This window comes from Empedobacter sp. UBA1574, from assembly GCF_002322895.1.
GTDB classification, from domain to species: domain Bacteria; phylum Bacteroidota; class Bacteroidia; order Flavobacteriales; family Weeksellaceae; genus Empedobacter; species Empedobacter falsenii_B.
Genome location: NZ_DCOI01000043.1, coordinates 73,225 through 96,839 on the forward strand (window position 1 = coordinate 73,225; position 23,615 = coordinate 96,839).

A 23,615-nucleotide genomic window follows, 5' to 3' on the forward strand; every position below is an offset into this window, starting at 1 on the left:
TTATAAATCATTTATTTACTTCTATTTTTTGATTGAATTTTTCTAATTGTAAAATCCGGAATTTTCGACATTATATTTATTGTCAATTTCGTACCTTTGCAAACTCAATCGTAATTAAAAAATGGAAGAAGAAAAAAAATCATTGAATTTTATTGAGCAAATCATCGAAGATGATTTAGCCAACGGGATGCCGAAAGAAAATTTACGTTTTCGTTTCCCACCAGAACCAAATGGTTATTTGCATATCGGGCATGCAAAAGCAATCTGCTTAAACTTCGGTTTAGGACAGCGTTACAATGCGCCTGTAAACTTACGTTTTGATGACACTAATCCTGACAAAGAAGAGCAAGAATTCGTAGATTCTATCCGCGAAGATGTGAAATGGTTAGGTTTCGAGTGGGCTGAAGAACGCTATGCTTCTGATTATTTCCAGCAGCTTTACGATTGGGCTGTTCAATTAATTAAAGAAGGAAAAGCGTACATCGACGACCAGTCTTCAGAAGTGATTAATGAACAACGTAAAACACCTTTTGAACCAGGAATTGAATCTCCTTATAGAAATCGTTCTGTTGAAGAAAATTTAGATCTTTTCGAACGAATGAAAGCGGGAGAATTTGAAGAAGGAACACATGTTTTACGTGCAAAAATAGACATGACTTCTCCTAATATGAACATGCGCGACCCTGTTATGTATCGTATTTTGAAACGTCCTCATCACCGTACTGGAGACACTTGGAAAATGTACCCAATGTACGATTGGACGCATGGAGAATCTGATTATATCGAAGGAATTTCACACTCATTATGTTCATTAGAATTCAAAAATCATCGCGATTTATACGAATGGTACGCGAACAATGTGGAACTACCAAATCAACCTCAAAAACCAAAACAACGCGAATTTGCTCGTGGTAATGTTTCGTACATGATTACAAGTAAACGTAAGTTGATGAAATTGGTTCAAGAAGAAGTTGTAACAGGTTGGGACGATCCACGTATGCCTACTATTTCAGGTTTGCGTCGTCGCGGTTATACGCCAGAATCGATTAAGAATTTTTGGAATACAGCCGGTGTTGCAAAACGTGATAATGTATTGGATATTTCGTTATTAGAATTCTCTGTTCGTGATCATTTAAATAAAATTGCTCCTCGTGTTTTTGCTGTTATTGATCCAGTGAAAGTGGTAATCGAAAATTATCCAGAAGGACAAGTGGAGGAATTAGAAATTGAGAATAATCCGGAAGATGAAACAGCTGGAACTCGTATCGTTCCTTTCACAAGAGAAATCTACATCGAACGTGAAGATTTTATGGAAGAAGCGCCTAAAAAATTCTTCCGTTTATCATTAGGAAACGAAGTTCGTTTGAAAGGTGCATATTTCATTAAAGCTGAAAGAGTAGAAAAAGATGCTGAAGGAAATATCACAACAATCTATGCAACTTACGATCCTGAAACGAAGTCTGGAAGTGGAACTGAAGCTTCTAAACGTAAAGTAAAAGGTACGTTGCATTGGGTTTCTGCAACAGAGAATATTCCGATCGAAGTTCGCGAATATGATCGTTTATTTACAGTTGAATCTCCAGATGCAGAGAAAGATGTTGACTTTTTACAATTTGTCAATCCAAATTCTTTAACTGTAAAAGAAGGTTTTGCTGAGCCTGCTTTGAAAGAAGCCAAAGTGGAGGATAAATTCCAGTTTCAACGTATTGGATATTTTGCTTTAGATCGTGATTCTTCTACAGAAAAGTTAATTTTCAATAGAACAGTTACCCTTAAAGATACTTGGGCAAAAGTCAATAAATAAAAAAAACTATTTCATTAAATATCAAGCTCGAACAAATTTGTTCGAGCTTTTTTTATTATATTGTAAAATACAAAATCAATCCCTTATATAAATGGATTACTTAGAGAATAAAAATTCGATAAAAAACTGGAATGAAGATGATCGTCCTCGCGAAAAATTAGCTTTAAAAGGACGTTCATCGCTTTCTGACGCAGAATTGTTAGCGATTATCATGGGAAGCGGAAATCGTGAAGAATCGGCTGTAGAATTGGCAAAAAGAATCTTAAATTCTGCGAATAATAATTGGAATGAATTAGCTAAATATTCAATTGTAGATTTATGCAAATTCAAAGGAGTTGGAGAAGCAAAAGCAATTTCGATAATCACTGCAATGGAAATTGGTAGAAGAAGAAATTCGCAAGAGGTTTTGGAACGTTATAAAATTACTTCGAGTAAAGATGCAGCCATCATTTTACAGCAACAAATTGGAGATTTACCAAACGAAGAATTTTGGGTAATGTTCCTCAATCAAGGAAATCGAATCATCAAAACTGAGCAAATTTCGCGTGGAGGAATTAATCAAACGGCTGTCGACATTCGAGTGATTTTTAAACGCGCTTTGGAATTAATGACAACAGGAGTGATACTTTCTCACAATCATCCTTCTGGAAACCTCACTCCAAGTCAGTCTGACATACATATTACTCGAAAAATAAAAGAAGGTGCTACGCTTTTGGATATTCAAGTTTTGGATCATATTATTGTTTCTCAAAAAGATTTTTATTCGTTTGCGGATGATGGTCTAATTTGATATCTTTAAGCTTTATTGAAAACTATTTTGAGTCAAGAAATCATCATATTTACAGAGAAAATTACAAATCGAATTGAATATATTTTTGATTTTATTTTTCATGATTTTTCTGGAATTGACTACAAAACGACTACAGATTTTGAAGAATTTTCACAATCAATTTTACCAAAAATCAACTTTTCAAATCAATTTTTAGAAAATGAAATCAATTATAAAGTTGATGATATTTTATTAGAAACAACTATTCGAAAAGATATTGATTATTCAATTTTAAATGAATTTGGAAAATGTTTTTTTTGGCTTTCTCGTTATGAAGAATACATTGCAAAACCAGAACAATTTGATCAACATGATCGTTTTTTAGGTTCGGATTTAGATTATTATAAGCCAATTGTAGATGAAATTTGTATTGAAATTCAAAAAAAGATAAAATCTAAATTTTCTGAAATTTATTTTAAACAGAGAGTATTAAAACAGATTAATACACATGATGTTGATTATACATGGAAATACCTAAATCATTCTACTAAAGTAAAATTTGGCTCACTTTTTAAGAAAATTATTAAAGGAAATTTTTCGGAAGCAAAACAGCAAATCAAGATTTTAAATCAGAAAGAAAAAGATCCTTATGATACATTTGATTATTTGAAAGATTTAGCTGAAAAACATCAAATCGAAACAGTTTTCTTTTGGTTATTGGGTGATTATTCAAATTTCGATAAAAATCATCATTGGAAAAATAATGCTCAAAAAGATTTAATGAATAACATTTCAACTTGGGCAAAAATTGGAATTCATCCTTCTTATCAATCTAATTTTGAAGAAAATAAATTAACAACTGAAATTAATCGATTAGAAAAAATCATCAATCAACCGATAAAAAAATCACGTCAACATTTCATTAAATTGAACTTTCCATACACTTATCAACAATTGTTAATAAACGAAATTTCGGAAGATTACACCATGGGATTCCCACATCAATTAGGCTTTAGAGCTGGTACTTCTACTCCATTCAAATGGTTTGATTTATCAACAAATCGACAAACATTGTTAACAATATATCCTTTTGTCGCAATGGATGTTACATTGAAAAATTATTTAAAATTAACACCACAACAGGCTTTAGAAGAAATAAAACGATTGAAACAAACAATTAAAGCCACAAACGGAACGTTTATAACATTATTCCACCAATCAAACTTGAACGAAGATTGGGCTGAATGGCGAAAAGTTTACGAAAGTATTTTTGAATGATAAAAAGAGTTTCTCGAAAAAAATTAGATGTTAATAAATACACCGAATGTCTCAACAGATCGGTGAATTACCGCATTTATGCAGAAGTTTTTTATTTAGATGCTTTAGTTGAAAACAATTGGGATTGTTACGTTTTAAATGACTATGAAGCCATAATGCCTTTGCCATATACAAAAAAAATTGGTATAAAATTTATTACACAACCAATTTATTGTCAACAATTAGGAGTTTTTCATCAAGAAAATTTCTCAAAAGAAACTTTTCAACTTTTTGAGAAAAAACTACATCGAAATTTAGTGAGAGCTTATGCTTTTAATGAGGAAAATACAGAGATGTTTGAACCGAAGGGACAGAAAAAGGTTAATTATATTTTAGATTTGAATCAAGATTATGAAATTTTATTTTCAAATTACAGTAGAAATAGAAAAAATGAAATTCGTAAAGTAGAAAAATCCAATTATAACATTGAAAAAGTTACTCAATTAAATCGATTTTTCAAAATAAATTCATCTTATGAATATTTGATCGCAAATAATTTAATAAACTATTCGCAAGAAAAAATTCAAAGTTTATTTAATCAAAAAATTATTAATATTTATGAAATTTTTGATCAAGAAGAAAATTTAATTGGTTGTCAACTAATCATGATTTCTAAAAATCGAGTTTATAATTTTGCTTTTGCAAGAAATAAGAATTCAAAAAGTAATTTTGGATCAGCTTACATAATAGATTACATTATCAAAAACTTTTCTAATTCAGAATTAACACTTGATTTCGAAGGTTCTATGATTCCTTCTATAGCTAAATTTATGCAAGGTTTTGGTGCTATAAAAAATCATTATACAAACTATTCTAATTTAGACTTTTTGACAAAGAAAAATTAATTCACGATAGCCATTTCCAACAGAAAGTTTCTTTGCTAAATTATGATCAATTTTATTTCGATAATCTATTTTTTCGACAATTATATTTTCACGTTTTAATCTTTCTTGAAAGTCCTGTCCATGCAATCTCAATAAATCTTTTTCGCCATAATTTTTTAATCGTTCTTCTTCTGTCTTAAATTCAGCATTTTCAAACGTATTATTTATTGGATGAATAGGAGTTTGAATCAAAGCTTTTCCTCCTTTTTTTAGAACGCGAAACAATTCATCAATTGCCTTTTTTTCGTTTGGAATATGCCCTAAAACATGACAACAAATTATATAATCAAATGTGTTATCAGGATAATTTATTGAAGTAATATCCATTTCTTCATCAGCAAGATTAATGTTAATATCAGCATTGATATAACGTAAATTATCGGTCTGTTTAAAAATATTTTTCAATGCGTCTTCTGGAGCAATATGCAATAATTTATTCGGTTTAACCAATAAATCTGTTTCATTTTTTATAAACTCTAACAAAACTCTTGTCCTTTCTAATGAACCACAATTTGGACATTCAGCATTTTCTCGGTTATCTATACCGTTTGATTTATCCAAAAACTTAGAAAAAGATTGTTCGCAACAATTACAATAAAAATTATTTCCTTTCAGAAATAATCCATTCAATTTCTTTAAATTTTTTCTATTATTAATTCTTATCTTTTCGGAAAATATTTTTTTATAAAATGTTTTAATTGCATTCATTACTTACAAACGTTAAGACTGCTATTTTATGATATTAAATTTATTCAAAAAAAATATATTTCCTTTTTACCATACAGTTTCAGATAAAAGATTAATTCATATCGATCAATTATATCCATTAAAATCTATTGATCAATTTCAACGTGAATTAGATTTTTTTCAGAAAAATTATGTCAATATTTCTATGATTGAATTAATTGATTTATACGAAAAAAATGGTTCTATTCCTCAAGAAAATTACTTTCATCTTAGTTTTGATGATGGTTTGAAACAATGTTACTCTATAATTGCTCCAATATTAAAAGAACGAAATTTAGATGCAACTTTTTTTATCAATCCAAATTTTATTGACAATCAAGAAGTTTTTTATCGGTATAAAGTTGCTTTCATTTTAGAAAACATTACAGACAATAACCTTAAAAAAGAACTTTTAAATTATTCTATTCATGATCTTAAAAAAATTAATTCATTAATTTTAAAACAAGAAATAAAACTAAATGATGTTGAAATTTATTTGAATGAAAATGAAATTAAAGCATTAATTCATCAAGGCTTTACAATTGGCGCACATTCAATGAATCATCCTTATTATCGCGATATTTCTTTTGAACAACAACTTATAGAGACAAATGAAAGTTTAGATTTTATCCAACAAAAGTTTAATTTGGATTATCGAGTTTTTTCTTTTCCTTTTACAGATGATGGAGTTTCTATAAACTTTTTTAATACTATAAAATCCGATTTTACATTTGGTACGGCAGGAATAAAAAACGATGAGATTTCAACAAATATTCAGCGACTTCCGATGGATAATTGTATTTCTAACCCAGCAATTTTTATAAAAAAGAATCGTTATAAATTTTATATTCAGAAACTACTACAGAAGCATGTTGTTTCTCATTAATTAATTTTTAAATCTATAGAAAAAATTCTCTTTGGATTATCGTAAAGTTTAAGAATATTTCCTTCATAATTCTTTGGTGTATAAATAGCACACATTGTATTTTCTACATGATATAGATTTTTATGAAATTGTTTAGGAACTCCTTTTATAATTGCATTCAATATTTCAAAACGTATCTTTTCTGGCGAGAATGCATAATCATGCCAAATAACGATAGAGTTTTCATGAATCAGATGTTCAAAAACATTTTTTGTATCCGAAACTACAAAATCAAAACGATGATTTCCATCGATAAAAATTACATCAAATTTTTTATTCAATCCTGAAAAATCAAATTTAGTCGAGTCTCCTAAATGTTGTTTTATTTTAGATTTATCTTTTATAAAAAAACCATGTGCATTTTCATAATCTTGTGAAAAGTTATACGTTTTATAATCCTTTGTATCTAAATCTAACGTATTCAAATCATCAGCAACATCAATCAAATTAACAATACTTTCTCCTCTCCAAGTTCCAATTTCGAAATATTTACATTGTTCAAATTCTTTACACGCATTTTTCAGCAGTAATAAATCTGTAATCAAAGAACCGTCATCTAAAAAAGCAACTGTATCTAATTTTCCGTCAAAATTTGGAAATAATTGATCTAAAGAAACTTGATTTAGTCCTTTCTTATAATGATTTGGCGTTTTCTTTTCCCAATTTTCATTTTGGTCAATGATAATATTTAATAACCAAGGATTCTTACAAATTTGAAAAAATCCATTTATAAATTTTGATATTTTTTTTGATAATGACATTTTTAAATATTTTTTAAATACTTATTAAACAAATAATATGCGTATAATCCAGAAATTAAGAAAGTTATTAACATACCTAAAGCTGCTCCTTCTATTCCATAAAAAGGAATTAATAGCGCATCAAAAATAACTAAACAAACAATTGAGAGGATTGATACTCTTACATTCCAATCTGATCTTCCTATTGTACTATTCAAGTTAATGTATAATACTCTAAACAACATTGCTAAAACAACTGCTATTGTTGCAATAAAAAAAACTGTACCACCAGTTAAATAACTTTTATTGAAAAATAACTCGATTATAAAATCTCTAAGAAAATAACTTCCTAAAAGAATACTAATTCCTATAGGAATGAATAGCTTATAATAATTTTTTATATAAAATTTCAGAAAATCCTTGTTCTGACTATTTTTAATAATTCGAGGAAAATCGGTTTGAAATAATATAGTCGGAATAAATAATAAATTCATAGGCAAAAGAATCGCAACTTTATACAAAGCAATATCTTTATCTGTCATAAAAATCGCAATCATTCCAATATCAATCGAAAACAATAACTCTGAAGCGAAATAAGCCAAAGATTCCATTCTTCCATATTTCCACATCATTTTCCAATTCATTTCACTTAAACCACTTATTGATTGTTGTAAAATTGTTTTAGAATAGAAAAATAAACTAATAAAAGGTGTAATCGCCAGCGAAATCATATAACCAATTGCTCCAAAGTTGATGGTTAAGAAAAATGTAAAAATCAGTCCCAAACAGTTAATCAATATATTTAATGAAGCAAACTTTTTATTAAAACCATTTATACGATAATCAATTGTAAGATGTGATTGGAAAAATAAGCCCAAAAGACGAACAGAAAACAAGAGAATAATCCACAATAAATGATCAAATTTTATGGCATAAAAATTAGCAATTACAATAAAAAGACTACATAAAATAAGCTGATTAATAACACCATTTCTAAATAATTTTCGACTTAGGTCTTTACGTGTTTGTTCATTTTCTTCACCAGCACCAAATTTCATCAAAACCTGTAATGAACCTAATCCATTCCATGGCGTAACAAACCCAATGATAGATGCGATAAGTGTTATACGACCAAATTCATCTTGAGGAATCATTTTTACAATGAAAATGGTATTAATCAACATCACTAATTTTTCTACCACAAAAGATAAAAAAACGTAAAAACCATTGTTTTGTAAAAAGGATTGTATGAATTTGATTAAATCTTTCATTCTAAAACTTTCGTGTAGACATCATCAAATTGTTGAGCAATTTCTTCCTTAGAAAAATTATTCAAAACATAATTATTTAATTCCTTTGCTGTTGCAAATTCATAACCTTCTATCACCTCAACCATTGCTTTATAAAGTGCTGATTCATCATTTTTATTCACAATAAATCCAAAATTATTTGGCATAAATTCTTTAATTCCACCAACATCACTTGCGATAACAGGAATTCCCGAAGCAAAAGCTTCTATTTGTACACAAGGTTGATTTTCATAATTACTAAAAAGTACAAAACAATTCACATTTTTCATCTTTTGATTCACTTCAAAATGTTGTAATCGCCCAAAAGATTTTACAAAAGCAGACAAATTATTTTCTTCAACAAAATTATTAATCAAAGTTAAATCTCCATTTCCTCCAATCTGAAATTCAAAATCATAGCCATTATCAACTAACTTTTTAACAACATTCAACATTCCTAAAATATTTTTATGTTCATTTTCTAAATGCGAAAGATGTAAAAAAGTTATTCTTTTTATTTTACAATCTTCTTTTACCGAAAACAATTCTACATCCACAACATTTGGAATAATTTTTACAATTGTTATAGGATAAATTTTAAGTATTTTCTGTGCTAAATCATTTGAAACAGGCGTTAAAACATCTACCTTTCTAAGTATTTTTTTAATTAAAAACTTCTTGTAAAATGGAAATGAAATAAAACGTTCTGGAGAAAATCCTGTCCAATGCTCTGTTAAAACTATTGGTTTTTTGTATTTATTTTTCAAAAACAAAGCAACTAAACCAGCTGGATAAACAACATTGAGATGAATTATATCAAAATTATTAACCAAAGAAACTCCTTTCAGAAAAGCTATAAATTGTTTGATTAAATTAAACGGACGAAAAAAAGATGGTTTAAAATAAACAATTATTTCCCTTACATTTTGGTTGATAGAATCATCTATTTCAAAATTAGATTTTAAATTTTCATCTTTTACTGCATGAACAAGCGTCACATTATTTAAAGTAGAGATAGAACGTAAATGGCGCTGAATAAAATCTCCATTATCTAAAAAAATTCTACTCGGATACCAAGATGCTAAAGCTAAAATATTTTTTCTCGAATTATTCACCTAACTTTTTATAACGTTTCAGTTCTTTCATTACAAAGTAAAGTTGAACCAAATAGCCCATTCCTGCAAAGAAAGAATATAGAGATAACGTCAAAAGTATGTTTTTATTTAGTCCGCCAATCACACAAGTAATCAATGTGACGAAAACCAAATAAATATTGAAGTATAGTGCGTAATGATTTTTCTTGATAACCACAACTATTTGCTGAATAGGATTCATTGCAGAACGACACAAAATCCAAAATGAAAGTATCCACGTCATAATATGCAGACCTCGCCATTCTGGTCCAAGCATCCACTCGAGAATAAAAATTCCGATACAATTCATCAACAAAAGAAAAACAGCAATTGCTCCAACATTGTACAGCACCACTTTTTTCGATAAATCATATAATTGATGTGAACGATGATCAATCATTGCAGCAGATTTCTGAAAGAAAACTTTCGACATCGAATTGGAAAGCAACGTCAAAGGAACAACCAAAACTTTAGCTGAATTTCCCACAAAAGCTACATCTTCTTTCAAGAAATAAATCGCGATCATAATTGGCAATAAATTGTTAGCAATTGCATTCAACGATTCTGAGGGTAATGTATATTTTATGATTTCTTTGTTCTTAGAAATTGTTCGTTTAGCCAACCCAAAGTCAATGGAAGAAAATCGTCCTTTTGTAATTGAAAAATAATATGCACAAGACAAAATAGTTCCGAAAATTGTTCCATAAATCAATCCTGTTTCTTTGTAGCCTATCCAATAAAAAATGAACTGAAAAAAAACCGAAAACAACGCATTAATCACAAATCCAGTCGAAATACTTTTGAATAATTTATACTTTGTAAACAACGTATTTTGTACATTGTTCCAAGCTGTAAATACCCCTGCAACACAACTTAAGAAAACAATAAATAAGGAGGTTTTGAATGTGAAAATTTTTTCTAAAATAGCATAACCCAAAAAGAATAAAATCGTTACAATACTACTCACTAATAATAAGGTTGTAAACAAATTTCTAATCGCTTTCGATGATTTCGAAATCACGAAAATATTCTCTAAACGAAATGTTGTCAAAATAGAAAGAATGGCCACAAAACTCAAAAAAGCATTGTAAGTTCCCGATGCTTCTGGACCATAAATTCGAGCCAAAATAATTCCGCCAATAAACATAATCACTTGCGCAATTGTGTTACCTACCAACAAAGACAAAACACCTTTGGCATTCTTCGTTTTAAATTTTTCTAACTTCGCTTTCAATTGATATTTTCTTCATCAGCAAATCTACATAAAATCCTTAGCTTTGCATTTATGAACACAATAAAACACGTTTTTTTCGATCTTGATAACACACTTTGGGATTTCAGAAAAAATGCAAAATTCGCGCTAGATGAGCTTTACAAAAAGTATGATGTAGAAAATAGATATGGTTTTACATTCGAGGAATTTCATCCATTTTATCACGATAGCAACGAAGGTCTTTGGGCTTTGATTCGTGACAAAAAAATTACAAAAGAAGAATTACGTGCTCGTCGTTTCAAAGAAGCTTTTGATAATCTTGGGATTGATAATGATGCTCTAGCAAAGATTTTTGAAGATGAATACATGGAAACGATTACCAATTACAATGAAGTGGTGGATGGAGCAATGGAATTGTTGGATTATTTGAAACCAAAATATCAATTACACATTATCACAAATGGATTTATCGAAGTTTCGAAACGTAAAATTGAAACATCAGAATTAAATGGTTTTTTTGATACGGTGACTTATGCAGACGAAATCAAAATCTTGAAACCTGATCCTCGTATTTTTTCTTTGGCAATGGAAAAATCTGGTGCTAAAAAAGATGAATCAATTTACATTGGTGACGATTGGATTGCGGATGCTGTTGGCGCAAAAGCTTTCGGAATGTCAGCGATTTTCTTTGATCGATTAGATGATAATTTTTCGATGGATGATGTTCCTACAATTACACATTTAGATGAAGTAAGAAATTATTTATAAACTTAAGGTTCAGAAATTCTGAACCTTTTTTTATGTCAGAAAAAAATCTATTTTTGATAAAAATTACTCAATACTTATGAATTTAAACAACCTAAAATTTCCGCTTGATATAAAGTTTTATATTGCAACTTTTTCCAATGATTTTTCTGTAACAGATGCTAATAATCAACCTGTGTTTTATGTACGCGAAAAAATTCTTTCGTGGCGAGATGTGATTAAAATCTACCGTGATTCATCGAAAAAAGAAGAACTTTTTCAACTTCGTTCGAATAAAATCATCGATTTTCAACAAACTTTTACCATTACAGATGCGAACGGAAATGTTGTTGGTAAAGCAAAACGAAAAACTTTCAAATCCTTTTGGAAAGCGACTTTTCATATTTACGACGCAAATGATAATCATTTATTTACAATCAACGAACGTAGTGGTTTTACGCGTATGATGGACGGAATGGTTGGAGAAATTCCCGTTGTAGGATTTTTCTCAGGTTATATTTTCAATCCAAAATATGTTTTAACTGATTTACAAGGAAGAGAAATGATGGAAGTATCAAAAGAACCTTCATTCTTTGGACGAAAATTTAAATTAAATCAATATCAATCATCCGAAAATGATACACTTTTTGTTTTGAGTTTTATGATGATGCTCATAAGCGATAGAGATCGAGGATAATTTTATTTAAAAAAATATTTGCAGATTCAAAAATAGTCTTTATATTTGCAGTCCAAAATAAGAACAATAGTTTCTTATCCGGAATGGCCGAGTGGCGCAACTGAATAGCGCACTTGATTACGGCTCAAGAGGTTACAGGTTTGAATCCTGTCTCGGTCACAAAAGCAAAAGCTCATCAAAATTTGATGAGCTTTTTATTTTAATACACTTCTGTTTCTTGCGGAATTTCTTCTACTTTTTGAGATTTTTTTGTCATAAAAAATATACAATTCCCAAACCACGTAAACCAAAAAATATAAAATCCGAAATGGAAAGTCTTTTTCAATAAACGATGTGAGGTTTCAGTAAAATCGTAATAGCAATAAATTAATCCAATAATTCCCATAAAAAGGAAAATGAGAGGCAATAACAAACGTTTAAAACGTTTCGTTGTTTTCTCATTCCAAATGGATAATACGATAAAAATAACAGCTTGTATAGCGAATAATAACAAGGCTGTTTTCCACCACGATTTCAGGATCGTATATTCGTTGTAAATAATTGTGATTCCTATTTTACCGATGAATGACATTTTCGAAATCATTATTCCAGAAAGTAAAGAGGAAAATGCCAATATGAGAAGATGTATAATTTTGTTTTTCATTTTAATTAAAATATAAGAAAGCAACACCAAATATTAATCCAATTAGAATTAACAAACCTACTACTGCATTATAAAATTTATGCCAACCTGATTCATTTTGAGAAAATTCCTCAAAATTTAACTTTGGATTAAATAGTTTTAAAATAATATATCGAACTCGTATTCCAAAAATTTCTATTATAAGTTCACTAATCGCAATAAAAATTATTTCAAGAATAATCTGCATATAAATAATTTACAATCTAATATAAAACAAAAAAGCCTTGCAAATGCAAGGCTTTAAATATTTTGATGAATAATTCTCTTATAAATTAATTGAGAAATCCATTAATTTTTTGAATTCTTTCAAACGTTCAGCTAAACCATCACGTGTTAAATCTCCTAATGATTCAGTACCGAATTTTTCACATGTTACAGATGCTAATGCAGATCCGTAAACAATTGCACGTTTCATGTTATCGAAAGAAAAATCGTTTGTTTTTGCTAAGTATCCGGAGAAACCTCCTGCAAATGTATCTCCTGCTCCTGTTGGATCGAAAACATCTTCTAATGGTAAAGCTGGTGCAAAGAAAACTTGTTCTTCTTGGAATAATAAAGCTCCATGTTCACCTTTTTTGATGATAACTGTTTTTGGTCCGAATGTCATGATTTTTTTAGCAGCTTTCACTAAACTATATTCACCTGACATTTGACGCGCTTCTTCGTCATTAATAGAAATTACATCAACATCTTTGATCACATCCATCAACTCATTCCAAGCACAATCCATCCAAAAGTTCATTGTATCTAAAACAACCAAACCTGGACGATTATCTAATTGTGTCAACACTCCTTTTTGTACCAATGGATGTAAGTTTCCTAACATCAAAACGTCTGGAGATTTGCGATCTTGAGGAACAATTGGATTAAACGTTTCTAAAACATTCAATTCTGTTGCTAACGTATCACGTGTGTTCAAATCATTATGGTATTTACCTTCCCAAAAGAATGTTTTTCCTTCTTTTACGATTTCCATTCCATCTAAATTAATTCCTTTTGAAATTAATAAATCGATGTATTCTTGTGGAAAATCTCCACCAACAACTGAAACGATTGCAGTATCCACGCCCAATAAAGAAGACGCCATACCGATATATGTAGCGGCACCACCTAAGATTTTATCTGTTTTCCCGAAAGGAGATTCTAATTTATCAAAGGCAACTGTACCAACTGTTAATAAACTCATTTTATATTCTTGATTAAATAGTTTGCAAATATATTGAATAGATTTGAATTAAGACATATTAAGACAATGCGTTAGCCAAATCAGCAAAAGCAACTTCGGTTTGTTCTCCCGAAATCATATCTTTTACTGTCGCTTTTTGCTCAGCAATTTCTTTTTCACCCAAAAGAATTACTTTCTTAATTCTTTTTTTATCAGCATATCCCATTTGCTTTTTCATTTTTGCATCATCAGGATAAACCTCTGTATTAATTCCACTTTGACGTAATTGTTTTACCAATTTCATTGCCTCAGCAGCTTCTTTCGTTCCGAAATTAATGAACAATGCTTGGATATTTGTTGAATCTTCTAAAGCTGGGAATAAATTATTTTCTTCTAAAACTAAATATGTACGATCTAATCCAAAAGAAATTCCTACTCCAGAAATATCTTTCAATCCAAAAATTCCTGTCAAATCATCGTAGCGACCTCCTCCACCAATAGATGAAGAGAATTCTCCGATTTTCGCTTTCACTTCGAAAATAGCTCCAGTATAATAATCTAAACCACGTGCTAATGTCAAGTTCAAAACTAATTCAGCCGATTGTAAACCAATATTTGTTGTATTTTCAAAAACAAATTCTAATTCTTCAATTCCTTTTAATCCAGTTTCCGAAGATTTTAAAATTTCTTTTAATTGTGCAAATTGAGTTTTATAATCACCGTTCATTGAGAATAAAGGTGATAAAATTTCGATGGCAGAATCAGAAATTCCTTTTCCACGCATTTCTTCTTTTACCGCTTCTTCACCAATTTTATCCAACTTATCTAAAGCCACTGTAAAATCAATCAATTGAGCCGAAATATCTGCTACTTCTGCTAAACCTGATAAAATTTTACGATTGTTGATATGAATTTCAACTGGCGTTTTTAATTCTGTAAAAACCGAATCATACAATTGTACAAAATCAACTTCTTGTAATAACGAATCCGAACCTACAACATCTGCATCACATTGAAAAAACTCACGGAAACGACCTTTTTGAGGACGATCGGCACGCCAAACTGGTTGAATTTGGTAACGTTTGAAAGGAAATGTAATTTCATTTTGATGTTGCACCACATAACGTGCGAAAGGCACAGTTAAATCGTAGCGCAACGCTTTTTCAGAAATTTGCGCAATTACTTTTTGACTATTTCTATCTGTTAACAATTGCTCATCAACTTTTGCTAAATAATCTCCAGAATTTAAAATCTTGAAAATTAATCGATCTCCTTCTTCTCCATATTTACCTGTTAAAGTTGATAAATTCTCAAATGAAGGTGTTTCGATTGGAGAAAATCCGAATAACACGAATTGTTTCTTAATCGTATTGATAATATATTGACGACGATTCACTTCTAAAGGCGAGAAATCTCTTGTCCCTTTGGGAATCGATGGTTTTTGAATTGCCATTTTTCTAAATCTTACTTATAAAGATGCAAAAATACATCATTTTGATTTTTAACACGACATTTTGTTTCAAAATCATTGTTTTAGAAAGAATTTAATTAAAATTCATAAAGTCAACCTGAACTCGTTTCAGGTTCACATCACGTTATTAAAAAATAAATTATGCTGCAGAAAGATTCTGAAACAAGCTCTGAATGATAATTCTATACAAAATTAAAAAGAGGATGAGAAGCTGAAATAAATTCAGCTTGACAATCACTACACAAATCAATCTTATAAATCTTAATTAATATCGTAATTTTGCTTTTATGTATTTGAAAGAACTTAAAGCGCGACAATTCAAGAATTTTGATGAAAATAATTTCGAATTTTCACCAAAAATTAATGCTTTTGTAGGACAAAATGGAAAAGGCAAAACCAATATTTTGGATGCTATTCACTATTTGGCTTTAAGTAAATCGTATCTGAATCATTCGGATGCGATGAATATTCAGTTTGATTGTGATTTTTTTACATTAGAAGGTACTTTTGATCGAAATGAATCTGCTGATGTGATTTTTTGCTTGGTTCGTTCTGGTCAGCCCAAACAATTAAAACGAAATTCTAAATCGTATGATCGTATTTCTGATCATATTGGTCAATATCCTTTAGTGATGATTTCACCTTATGACAGTGATTTAATCAAAGAAGGAAGTGAAGTTCGACGCAAATTTTTGGATAATATTATTTCGCAATCGAATAAGCAATATTTAGCTGATTTGATGCGATACAACAAGGTTTTAGTTCAACGAAATGCCTTGCTAAAATACTTTGCTGCAAATAATACATTTGATTCAACTTCTTTGGAAATTTATGATGAAGAATTGATTCATTTAGGAAAGAAAATACATGAAGTTCGAAAAGAATTTATTCAAACTTTTTTGGAAGCTTTCCTAAAATATTACAATGAAATTTCAGAAGGTCGAGAAAAAGTGAACATCGAATATGTTTCGCAATTAAATGATGCACCTTTTGAAACGGTTCTGAAAAAAGCTTTGTACAAAGATCGTTCGACGCAATATTCGACAGCCGGAATACATAAAGATGATTTATTGTTTACGATTACCAATTATCCAATCAAGAAATTTGGTTCGCAAGGTCAACAAAAATCGTATTTAATTGCATTGAAATTAGCCCAATTAGAAGTTATCAAATCTTCATTAAACATCACTCCATTATTATTATTGGACGATATTTTTGACAAATTGGATGAACACCGTGTAACACAACTGATTAAATTAGTGAACGAAGAACGTTTTGGACAAATCTTTATTACCGATACACATCCCGAAAGAACAGAGCAAATCATTAAACAAATTAATTCTGAAAGTAAAGTTTTCCGTTTATGAAAAAGTACGAAAAAAGAAGTAATCAGCAAACGCTTGGTCAAGCTTTGGAGCATTTCATTAAACAAAGTGGAAAAGAAGAATTGATTTGGGAAGTCAAAGCAGAAGAGGCTTGGCAAACGGTAATGGGAAAATTTTTCGAGAAATATACGGACCGAGTTGAAGTAAGACAAAGAGTTTTGTATGTAAAAATTAATTCTCCTGCGATGCGACAAGAATTATTGATGGGAAAATCAAAGATTCTAGCTAATATAAATGAAGAAATTAAAAAGGATTTTTTAGTTGACGTAAAAATATTTTAAATGCCTTACATCGAACATTCTACTTACCCTACACCTAATTTCATCAATCGAAATGCGCATCTTTCTACTATTATTCCAGCGAAATTCAAGAAATATCCTGTTCCAGATTACACAAGAGAAAAAATGGAAACCGATGATGGCGATTTTCTGAATTTGGATTGGCGATTTCAAGAAAATAAAGACAAATTAGTTATACTTTTTCACGGATTAGAAGGCGATTCGAAACGAACGTATCTTAATTCGTGTTCAGATTATTTTTATGATAAAGGATTTAATATTCTGGCTTGGAATCATCGCTCTTGTGGAGGCGAAATGAATGACACTTGTCGTTTGTATCATCATGGATCAATTGATGATGTACACAGAGTTGTAGAAAAAGCGTTGAAAGAAAATTATCAAGAAGTTTATTTGATTGGCTATTCGATGGGTGGTGCTTTGGTTTTGAATTATCTTGGAGGTTATGAAGTTTCGAACAAGATAAAATCTGCTGTTGTTTTTTCTGCACCAATTTCTCTAAAATCATGTGCTGACACATTGAAAATATTTCCGAATACAATTTATTTTAAAAATTTCAAACGCACTTTAGTTCCAAAATTTAAAGTAAAAGCAAAACAATTTCCAGGAGTTCTGAATGAAAAAATGATTGATAAGATCAAAACATTTGATGAAATTGATGATTATTTTACTGCACCAATGCATGGTTATAGCAGCAAAGAAGATTACTATCACAAAGCTTCGCCTGCAACTGTTTTAGATCATATCAAAACACCATGTTTGATTGTCAACGCTGCAAATGATCCTTTTTTAGGGAAAGATTGTTATCCTATCGAACGTTTTAAAAATCATACATTTTGCACTTTCGAAATGCCAAAATATGGTGGACATTGTGGTTTTCCATTAGAAAACAATAAACATTCTTGGGCCGAAATTAGAGCTTGGGAGTTTATAAAATAAAAAAACCTCGAAGTAAACTTCGAGGTTTTGATATTATTTATTTATAAACTTTGTTAATTTTATTAAATCAGATTCGTTTGTAGAATTAATTTTTTCTTTATTTATATATGCTTTTATCTTATCATCTTTAAAAAAATTAATAAATTCTTTTTTCTTGTTAGGAATTAAAATAATATCATTCTTAAAATTCATAAAATAAATTGGCTTATCAGATGTATATTCTTTCGTTAATGTTCCGACATCCATTATATCTTCTTTTTGTAAAATTTCTTTTAAAATTACTTTTTCCTTTTTATAAAGGTTAATATTTTTTCCTTCTGAAAGTATTTGTAAAAAACCAGATTCTAAATTACCATCTTCTAATTTATAATGCTCTATATAAATAAATTTTTTATTACTATTTATAAAAGTAATAATCATATTCTGCAGCTTATCTAAGTCATAAGAAACATTCTCGTTTAGATACTCCATTTCATCAGAGTAGTGATTATAACGCAATAACTTTACATTAGAATTAGCACCTTCTATAGTAAATGGTGAAAGTCCATCCTTTAAATAAGGATTACCTTTTATTGACAAATCAATTTTAGATAATTGAATTCTATGGCTACCTTGAGAAACACCTACTGTCAATGGGTCGAGATTAACTTGACCGTTTACATAGCATATAAAAAATAAAAAAATAATACTATATTTAATTTTCATAATTCAAATTATATTTAATTGAATTTACAAATATTATGTCAATAAAAAAAAGACTATCTTAAAAAGATAGTCTTTTTTATTACTTAAATTAATATCCTGACGTTTGGGTCATATTAGGATTTCTATTGATTGTTCCTTGATCAATAGGCAATTGCCATTTATGACTAGTAGGTGTTAAAGTTTGTCCAACAGGAACACTTCCACTTCCATCAGCATAAAAACCATTTCCTGATCTTTGAATACCATTTTTATATTGCGCAGGTACATTTACATTTTGCAATCTTTTTAATGTAAACCATCTATCACCAGTTTCAAAAGCCAGTTCCTTACGTCTTTCCAGAATAATTGCATCAAATATAGCTACTCCAGTTTCCCCTCCTGCATAAGAAGAATATCTATTGTTTCTTAATTTATTTAATGTTGCTAAAGCCCCTCCTTGATCACCAGATAAATATTGTGCTTCAGCTAAATCTAAGATAGTTTCTTCAACTCTCAAATAACGTCCATTATTTACTCCTGGAATATTTGTAGCTGGATTTCCAGAAATATATTTATTAACAGCAATTGTAGGCTTTCCATTTGCATTATTTGGATTAAATAATTTCACACTAGCTGACATTCTTTCAGGCTCTGTAGTTGGATTAAATAACTCATAAAATCTTTTATCTACAGAATATTCCATATTGATATTAGCATTGCTTGTTCCTTGACTATAGCTAACTCCAATTGCAGGATCATTTGTTAAAACAAAAGGAATTTCAAATAATACTCCATTACTATTTATACCTTTCCACATGTTTAGCAATTGGTCTTTAGCTACAGGATTAACCTTATTTACAACAGGTTGCGCATACTCAATCACTTTAGTATAATTCCCTAAGTATAAATAAGTTCTAGCTAACAACGCTTGTACAGTATTACTATTAATTCTATCAGTACCAGTACTTGTGTTTAAATTACTTAAAGCTTCAGTAAAATCTTTAAGTATTTTATCATATACTACTTTAACATTCTCTTCTCTACCTGGAGATTCAAAAGGGATATATTTATCTATATATGGTATCCCTTGCGAACTTAAAGCATCTGCACTTTGAGTTGGTATTTTAGCATAAGTTCTTGCAACCTCTAAATGTACCAATGCCCTTAAAGCTAAAGCTTCACCTTTTATTTGACGTTTAAAATCTCCATCAGGTAGATTATCTATATTAGCTAAAATTAAATTAGCTCGCATAATAATATTATACGATGAATTATATTTTGAAGTTGGAGTCATATTTCCATCATACTCCCATTGAGTAGACGCTAACCTATTTGCCTGACGACCATTAGTATTAAATATTACATCATCTGCTAATATATCTCCTAAAACATTTATGTCTGAAGATCCGTTAGATGCAGCATAGTACCCTGATTGTTTAAAACCTTGGTAAACTCCTAATATAGCTCTTGTAAAATCTGCGGGAGTTTGATAAAAATTCTCTACAGCTGTACCTGTAGGAGAATCTTGCATAATATCATCATCACTACAACTATTAAATGATAATAATAATGATAAAGCTAAAAATGTTATTTTAATTTTTTTCATCTTTTTTTTTTAGAAATTAACATTTAAACCTAATGAATAAGTTCTTGTATTTGGATATGAAAATAATGAATATGCGTTTGCTATAAATCCAGAATCACCAGGAACAGCATATCCACTACTTGCAGTCCCAGCAATAGGATTACCATGGAATTTAGTCCATAAAGCCAAGTTTTGTATTTGTGTAAAAATTCTAACTCCTTTTAAACCTGTACCTTTTAATAATTCGTCAAACGTATATCCAAGAGATAAACTTCTAAAGTTTAAATAATCAGATTTCTCTAAGAATTGAGTAGAATATCTAAATCCAGCTGAAGTTGGACGTTGAAATTCTGTTTGATCACCTGGATTTCTCCAATAATCATTTGCTTGAACAGCTTTATTATTAGTTGTTGTAGGACTAGTTAATATTTGATAGGTGTTATTATAAGTATAACCTCCCGCACTAAAAACAAAATCTGCATTTAAATCAAATCCGTAAAACTTAGCATTTAATCCAAAACCTCCTGTTAAAGTAGGCATAGGAGATTTACCTGTCGCTATTGCATCTCCTGCATCATAAGTTTCAGTTATATTCCCATCTAAATCATAGTATTGCGCATTACCATTATCTCTATTAATACCTGCAAATTTCACCATATAAAATTGATACGGAGCTCCTCCTTTTATATGTTTCATATCTTCAACAGTTCCAGAAACTATTAATTCATCTAAACCATTTAAGTCATTTATTTTATACTTCATTTTTGTTAAAGTACCATATACACTTAAACCATACTCTTTCTTATTAATAATATCATAATTTAACTCAACCTCTACCCCACTAGAAACTAATTCTCCAGCATTAATAGTTGTTGTAAATGAACCTGTTTCTCTTGGTAACTCTTTAGTAAATAAAAAATCTGTACGTGTATCTTTAAAATACGAAACATTACCAGTTAATGATCTATTAAGCAAAGCAAAATCTAATCCTACATTTAATTTTTTATTAATTTCCCATGTAGTATTTGGATTTGCAATATTTAAAGATGGAGCAGCAATCCCTTGACTATTATATGTTCCAGTCATAGACATTAAAGTCAAATTAGAATATCTTGCTAGACCTGAATCATCTCCTACTTCACCATAAGATGCTTTCAACATCAAACTATTAACAAATTTATTAGATCTTAAAAAGTCTTCTTTTGCTATATCCCAAGCAACAGAAGCTCCCCAAAAAGTTCCATATTTATTATCTAATCCAGCTAAAGAAGTTCCATCTCTTCTTACATAACCATCAACAAAATATTTTCTTGCATAATCATAGTTAACAGAACCTAAATACCCAAAACGAGTCACAGCCCATCTTGCAGTATTTGAAGACTGTAATTTAGTTGTAGCTAAACTTTGTACATCTTGATAATCATTAGGAAATCCTTGAGAACTTAAAGACATTGAATAGCTCGATTGATTAATATACTCTGAAGCTATAGTTGCTCTAATATTATGTTTGTTAAATGATTTTATATAACTAACCTCGTTTCTCCAGTTATAATCAAGCCTATCAAGACTCTGATCACTTTTCGATCCTCCAGAACCTAAAATAGCCATTAAATTAGCAGAAGGAGCTGTAAAATTTTCATATTGTAATCTTCTGTATGTAGCTCCAAATGTTGTTCTAGCAAATAAATTTTTAGCTAGTTCATATTCAAAAAATGCAGAACCATATAATCTAAACGTTCTCGTTTGATTCTTTGTATAATACATTTCATCTAATGCATTATACCCCATAGCGTTTACAGATTGATTAAATGTAGGATCTCCATTAGCTTTATATATGATATTTCCATCATTATCTAGCTTATAAACACTAGCAAATGGTCTATTTTGTAAAACACTGTAAAAAGCATTTTGACCGTTATTAATATCTCTAGGTTCATCTAATGTTTGATAAGACCCATTAAGATTAATTCCATATTTAGCTTTATCTGATAATTTAGACGAAATATTAAGAGTTCCTGTAATTCTATCTAAACCTTTGTAATAGTTAACCGCTCCTGAATTTTTATCATAACCAATTGAAAAAGATTGAGAATCTCCATCAATATTACTAGCCATATTAAAATAATGAGATGTTATTAAACCGTTCTTAAAAAATGAATCATTCCAATCTGTATCAATCTGAGCTAACCGATCAATCTGAGCTTGTGTTCTAGCCACTCCACCTGCTACTCCTTTGATTGAGGATAAACTATTTTGATAATCTAATAATTGTCTTGAGTTCATTACATCCATATCATTTTGTTTCATCATCTCAGTAAAACCAATTCTTGATGAATATGAAAATGATTTAGAATTTTTCTTAGCTCCTTTAGTTTTGATTATAATAACTCCATTTGCACCTCTAGCACCATAAATAGCTAATTGGGAAGCATCCTTCAAAACAGTAACATCCTGAATATCTTGTGGATTTATAGTATTCATATCTGTAACTGACATATAAGTACCATCCACTACAAATAATGGAGATTTATTACCTCCACCTAATCCCATAGCTCCACGGATTGTTACATTAGAAGTAGCTCCAGGCGCTCCATTCTGAGCTTGAGAAGTTAATCCCGAAACTTTTCCACCTAACATTTGATCAACAGATAATGAAGGGTTAAAATTTTCTAAACTTTTACCAGACACAACTGTTTCTCCTGATTTAGAAGGAGAATCGAAAATACTTGTAATAACTACCTCTTCTAAAGCAGTTTCATCTGAATATTTCAAAGCTCCTAAATTAGTAGAAGTCACTTTAAATTCTTTTCCATTGATCACTAATGTATCACCTACTTTAGCATCAATGTTAAAATTTCCGTTCTCGTCAGTATATGCAACTTTATCAGTCCCTTTTACAGTTACCTCTACGTCTGACTCTGGAAAATTGTTAGCATCGTTAACTACACCCGTTACTTGAGCAAAAGCCACTGTTCCTAATCCTAGGAAAGCTAATAAGCCCAAAGATGTTAATCTTCTCCTCATAGTTTTATATTTTATAACATTTTAGACAAAACTCTAACTTTTTTTTAAGAATTCCAAAAAGTGATCTATTTTTTTTATTTACCAACATCTTTAAAGAAATAACTTTACATTATTATATTCAGTACCCGTTGTGCATTTTAAAT

Annotated in this window: 21 protein-coding genes, 1 tRNA gene and 1 pseudogene; 11 read left to right on the plus strand and 12 right to left on the minus strand. The window is 29.7% G+C overall.

Features of this window, described 5'->3' with window-relative positions; genetic code table 11:
• Positions 1 to 121: 121 nt before the first annotated feature.
• The 4 genes from B3578_RS14175 to B3578_RS14190 all read left to right on the plus strand — a co-directional run bounded on the left by B3578_RS14175 (position 122) and on the right by B3578_RS14190 (position 4,735).
• Complete coding sequence (locus B3578_RS14175) at positions 122 to 1,804, plus strand: glutamine--tRNA ligase/YqeY domain fusion protein (RefSeq protein ID WP_125349536.1); 1,683 nt, start codon at positions 122 to 124, stop codon at positions 1,802 to 1,804.
• Between the two features lie 91 nt (positions 1,805 to 1,895).
• Positions 1,896 to 2,594: a RadC family protein gene (gene radC / locus B3578_RS14180; RefSeq protein WP_291049734.1), complete on the plus strand. Its 699-nt coding sequence runs from the start codon at positions 1,896 to 1,898 to the stop codon at positions 2,592 to 2,594.
• 27 nt (positions 2,595 to 2,621) lie between these two features.
• The gene (locus B3578_RS14185; RefSeq protein WP_280062345.1) at positions 2,622 to 3,851 is read left to right on the plus strand and encodes a polysaccharide deacetylase family protein; all 1,230 of its coding nucleotides are present in this window, start codon (positions 2,622 to 2,624) and stop codon (positions 3,849 to 3,851) included.
• Positions 3,848 to 4,735 (plus strand): hypothetical protein, encoded by an 888-nt coding sequence (locus B3578_RS14190; protein WP_291049739.1) that lies wholly within the window; start codon positions 3,848 to 3,850, stop codon positions 4,733 to 4,735. Before B3578_RS14185 ends, B3578_RS14190 begins: the two co-directional genes overlap by 4 nt.
• Here B3578_RS14190 and B3578_RS14195 read toward each other — a convergent pair.
• Positions 4,709 to 5,404 (minus strand): class I SAM-dependent methyltransferase, encoded by a 696-nt coding sequence (locus B3578_RS14195; RefSeq protein ID WP_185144150.1) that lies wholly within the window; start codon positions 5,402 to 5,404, stop codon positions 4,709 to 4,711. The genes B3578_RS14190 and B3578_RS14195 overlap by 27 nt on opposite strands.
• A 106-nt stretch (positions 5,405 to 5,510) precedes the next feature.
• Here B3578_RS14195 and B3578_RS14200 point away from each other — a divergent pair, with 106 nt between their 5' ends.
• Positions 5,511 to 6,386 (plus strand): polysaccharide deacetylase family protein, encoded by an 876-nt coding sequence (locus tag B3578_RS14200; RefSeq protein WP_280051190.1) that lies wholly within the window; start codon positions 5,511 to 5,513, stop codon positions 6,384 to 6,386.
• On the opposite strand, the gene B3578_RS14205 is transcribed toward B3578_RS14200, so the two are convergent.
• The 4 genes from B3578_RS14205 to B3578_RS14220 are packed head-to-tail and all read right to left on the minus strand — an operon-like array spanning position 6,383 to position 10,821.
• A complete protein-coding gene (locus tag B3578_RS14205; RefSeq protein WP_291049743.1) occupies positions 6,383 to 7,186 on the minus strand; it encodes a class I SAM-dependent methyltransferase in 804 nt (267 codons plus the stop codon). The genes B3578_RS14200 and B3578_RS14205 overlap by 4 nt on opposite strands.
• Positions 7,187 to 7,188: 2 nt before the next feature.
• Positions 7,189 to 8,436 (minus strand): polysaccharide biosynthesis C-terminal domain-containing protein, encoded by a 1,248-nt coding sequence (locus B3578_RS14210; protein WP_280049013.1) that lies wholly within the window; start codon positions 8,434 to 8,436, stop codon positions 7,189 to 7,191.
• Positions 8,433 to 9,569: a glycosyltransferase family 4 protein gene (locus B3578_RS14215; protein ID WP_291049749.1), complete on the minus strand. Its 1,137-nt coding sequence runs from the start codon at positions 9,567 to 9,569 to the stop codon at positions 8,433 to 8,435. The genes B3578_RS14210 and B3578_RS14215 overlap by 4 nt, the downstream gene beginning before the upstream one ends.
• Positions 9,562 to 10,821: a lipopolysaccharide biosynthesis protein gene (locus B3578_RS14220; RefSeq protein WP_291049752.1), complete on the minus strand. Its 1,260-nt coding sequence runs from the start codon at positions 10,819 to 10,821 to the stop codon at positions 9,562 to 9,564. Before B3578_RS14220 ends, B3578_RS14215 begins: the two co-directional genes overlap by 8 nt.
• A gap of 51 nt (positions 10,822 to 10,872) precedes the next feature.
• Between B3578_RS14220 and B3578_RS14225 the strand changes: the two genes are divergently transcribed.
• The 3 genes and pseudogenes from B3578_RS14225 (at position 10,873) to B3578_RS14235 (ending at position 12,400) form a co-directional block, all read left to right on the plus strand.
• On the plus strand, positions 10,873 to 11,568 hold the full coding sequence (locus B3578_RS14225) for a YjjG family noncanonical pyrimidine nucleotidase (RefSeq protein ID WP_286495339.1): 696 nt from the start codon (positions 10,873 to 10,875) through the stop codon (positions 11,566 to 11,568).
• Positions 11,569 to 11,614: 46 nt separating this feature from the next.
• Positions 11,615 to 12,241 (plus strand): annotated as a pseudogene (locus tag B3578_RS14230) (LURP-one-related family protein); the annotation flags it as partial.
• Positions 12,242 to 12,326: 85 nt separating this feature from the next.
• Positions 12,327 to 12,400: transfer RNA gene (locus B3578_RS14235), tRNA-Arg, on the plus strand.
• A 40-nt stretch (positions 12,401 to 12,440) separates the two neighbouring features.
• On the opposite strand, the gene B3578_RS14240 is transcribed toward B3578_RS14235, so the two are convergent.
• The 4 genes from B3578_RS14240 to hisS form a co-directional block, all read right to left on the minus strand.
• Positions 12,441 to 12,884 (minus strand): hypothetical protein, encoded by a 444-nt coding sequence (locus B3578_RS14240; RefSeq protein ID WP_257468033.1) that lies wholly within the window; start codon positions 12,882 to 12,884, stop codon positions 12,441 to 12,443.
• 1 nt (position 12,885) lies between these two features.
• Positions 12,886 to 13,110 (minus strand): hypothetical protein, encoded by a 225-nt coding sequence (locus tag B3578_RS14245; RefSeq protein ID WP_219033884.1) that lies wholly within the window; start codon positions 13,108 to 13,110, stop codon positions 12,886 to 12,888.
• 78 nt (positions 13,111 to 13,188) lie between these two features.
• Complete coding sequence (locus B3578_RS14250) at positions 13,189 to 14,109, minus strand: PfkB family carbohydrate kinase (RefSeq protein ID WP_180905348.1); 921 nt, start codon at positions 14,107 to 14,109, stop codon at positions 13,189 to 13,191.
• A gap of 58 nt (positions 14,110 to 14,167) precedes the next feature.
• Positions 14,168 to 15,541, minus strand: a complete 1,374-nt coding sequence (hisS, locus tag B3578_RS14255) for a histidine--tRNA ligase (RefSeq protein ID WP_291049760.1) — start codon at positions 15,539 to 15,541, stop codon at positions 14,168 to 14,170.
• A gap of 305 nt (positions 15,542 to 15,846) precedes the next feature.
• On the opposite strand from hisS, the gene recF reads away from it, so the two are divergent.
• Genes recF through B3578_RS14270 form a run of 3 tightly spaced genes read left to right on the plus strand, consistent with a single transcriptional unit; the run spans position 15,847 to position 18,179 of the window.
• Complete coding sequence (gene recF / locus B3578_RS14260; RefSeq protein WP_280051184.1) at positions 15,847 to 16,926, plus strand: DNA replication/repair protein RecF; 1,080 nt, start codon at positions 15,847 to 15,849, stop codon at positions 16,924 to 16,926.
• The gene (locus B3578_RS14265; RefSeq protein WP_180905351.1) at positions 16,923 to 17,225 is read left to right on the plus strand and encodes a DUF721 domain-containing protein; all 303 of its coding nucleotides are present in this window, start codon (positions 16,923 to 16,925) and stop codon (positions 17,223 to 17,225) included. Before recF ends, B3578_RS14265 begins: the two co-directional genes overlap by 4 nt.
• A complete protein-coding gene (locus B3578_RS14270; protein ID WP_291049767.1) occupies positions 17,226 to 18,179 on the plus strand; it encodes a YheT family hydrolase in 954 nt (317 codons plus the stop codon).
• A 33-nt stretch (positions 18,180 to 18,212) separates the two neighbouring features.
• Here the strand turns inward: B3578_RS14270 and B3578_RS14275 are convergent, their stop codons facing one another.
• The 3 genes from B3578_RS14275 to B3578_RS14285 form a co-directional block, all read right to left on the minus strand.
• On the minus strand, positions 18,213 to 18,884 hold the full coding sequence (locus B3578_RS14275; protein ID WP_219033889.1) for a hypothetical protein: 672 nt from the start codon (positions 18,882 to 18,884) through the stop codon (positions 18,213 to 18,215).
• Between the two features lie 88 nt (positions 18,885 to 18,972).
• Complete coding sequence (locus B3578_RS14280; protein WP_291049771.1) at positions 18,973 to 20,469, minus strand: RagB/SusD family nutrient uptake outer membrane protein; 1,497 nt, start codon at positions 20,467 to 20,469, stop codon at positions 18,973 to 18,975.
• Between the two features lie 9 nt (positions 20,470 to 20,478).
• The gene (locus tag B3578_RS14285; protein WP_291049774.1) at positions 20,479 to 23,472 is read right to left on the minus strand and encodes a SusC/RagA family TonB-linked outer membrane protein; all 2,994 of its coding nucleotides are present in this window, start codon (positions 23,470 to 23,472) and stop codon (positions 20,479 to 20,481) included.
• Between the last annotated feature and the right edge of the window lie 143 nt (positions 23,473 to 23,615).

What these genes read in the sequence shown, in the direction of transcription:
- B3578_RS14275 (WP_219033889.1), bottom strand. Translation starts at nt 18,884, where the DNA reads ATGAAAATTAAATATAGTATTATTTTTTTATTTTTTATATGCTATGTA.
- radC (WP_291049734.1), top strand. Translation starts at nt 1,896, where the DNA reads ATGGATTACTTAGAGAATAAAAATTCGATAAAAAACTGGAATGAAGAT.
- B3578_RS14285 (WP_291049774.1), bottom strand. Translation starts at nt 23,472, where the DNA reads ATGAGGAGAAGATTAACATCTTTGGGCTTATTAGCTTTCCTAGGATTA.
- B3578_RS14190 (WP_291049739.1), top strand. Translation starts at nt 3,848, where the DNA reads ATGATAAAAAGAGTTTCTCGAAAAAAATTAGATGTTAATAAATACACC.
- B3578_RS14210 (WP_280049013.1), bottom strand. Translation starts at nt 8,436, where the DNA reads ATGAAAGATTTAATCAAATTCATACAATCCTTTTTACAAAACAATGGT.
- hisS (WP_291049760.1), bottom strand. Translation starts at nt 15,541, where the DNA reads ATGGCAATTCAAAAACCATCGATTCCCAAAGGGACAAGAGATTTCTCG.
- B3578_RS14175 (WP_125349536.1), top strand. Translation starts at nt 122, where the DNA reads ATGGAAGAAGAAAAAAAATCATTGAATTTTATTGAGCAAATCATCGAA.
- B3578_RS14245 (WP_219033884.1), bottom strand. Translation starts at nt 13,110, where the DNA reads ATGCAGATTATTCTTGAAATAATTTTTATTGCGATTAGTGAACTTATA.
- B3578_RS14240 (WP_257468033.1), bottom strand. Translation starts at nt 12,884, where the DNA reads ATGAAAAACAAAATTATACATCTTCTCATATTGGCATTTTCCTCTTTA.
- B3578_RS14280 (WP_291049771.1), bottom strand. Translation starts at nt 20,469, where the DNA reads ATGAAAAAAATTAAAATAACATTTTTAGCTTTATCATTATTATTATCA.
- B3578_RS14265 (WP_180905351.1), top strand. Translation starts at nt 16,923, where the DNA reads ATGAAAAAGTACGAAAAAAGAAGTAATCAGCAAACGCTTGGTCAAGCT.
- B3578_RS14200 (WP_280051190.1), top strand. Translation starts at nt 5,511, where the DNA reads ATGATATTAAATTTATTCAAAAAAAATATATTTCCTTTTTACCATACA.
- recF (WP_280051184.1), top strand. Translation starts at nt 15,847, where the DNA reads ATGTATTTGAAAGAACTTAAAGCGCGACAATTCAAGAATTTTGATGAA.
- B3578_RS14270 (WP_291049767.1), top strand. Translation starts at nt 17,226, where the DNA reads ATGCCTTACATCGAACATTCTACTTACCCTACACCTAATTTCATCAAT.
- B3578_RS14205 (WP_291049743.1), bottom strand. Translation starts at nt 7,186, where the DNA reads ATGTCATTATCAAAAAAAATATCAAAATTTATAAATGGATTTTTTCAA.
- B3578_RS14225 (WP_286495339.1), top strand. Translation starts at nt 10,873, where the DNA reads ATGAACACAATAAAACACGTTTTTTTCGATCTTGATAACACACTTTGG.
- B3578_RS14250 (WP_180905348.1), bottom strand. Translation starts at nt 14,109, where the DNA reads ATGAGTTTATTAACAGTTGGTACAGTTGCCTTTGATAAATTAGAATCT.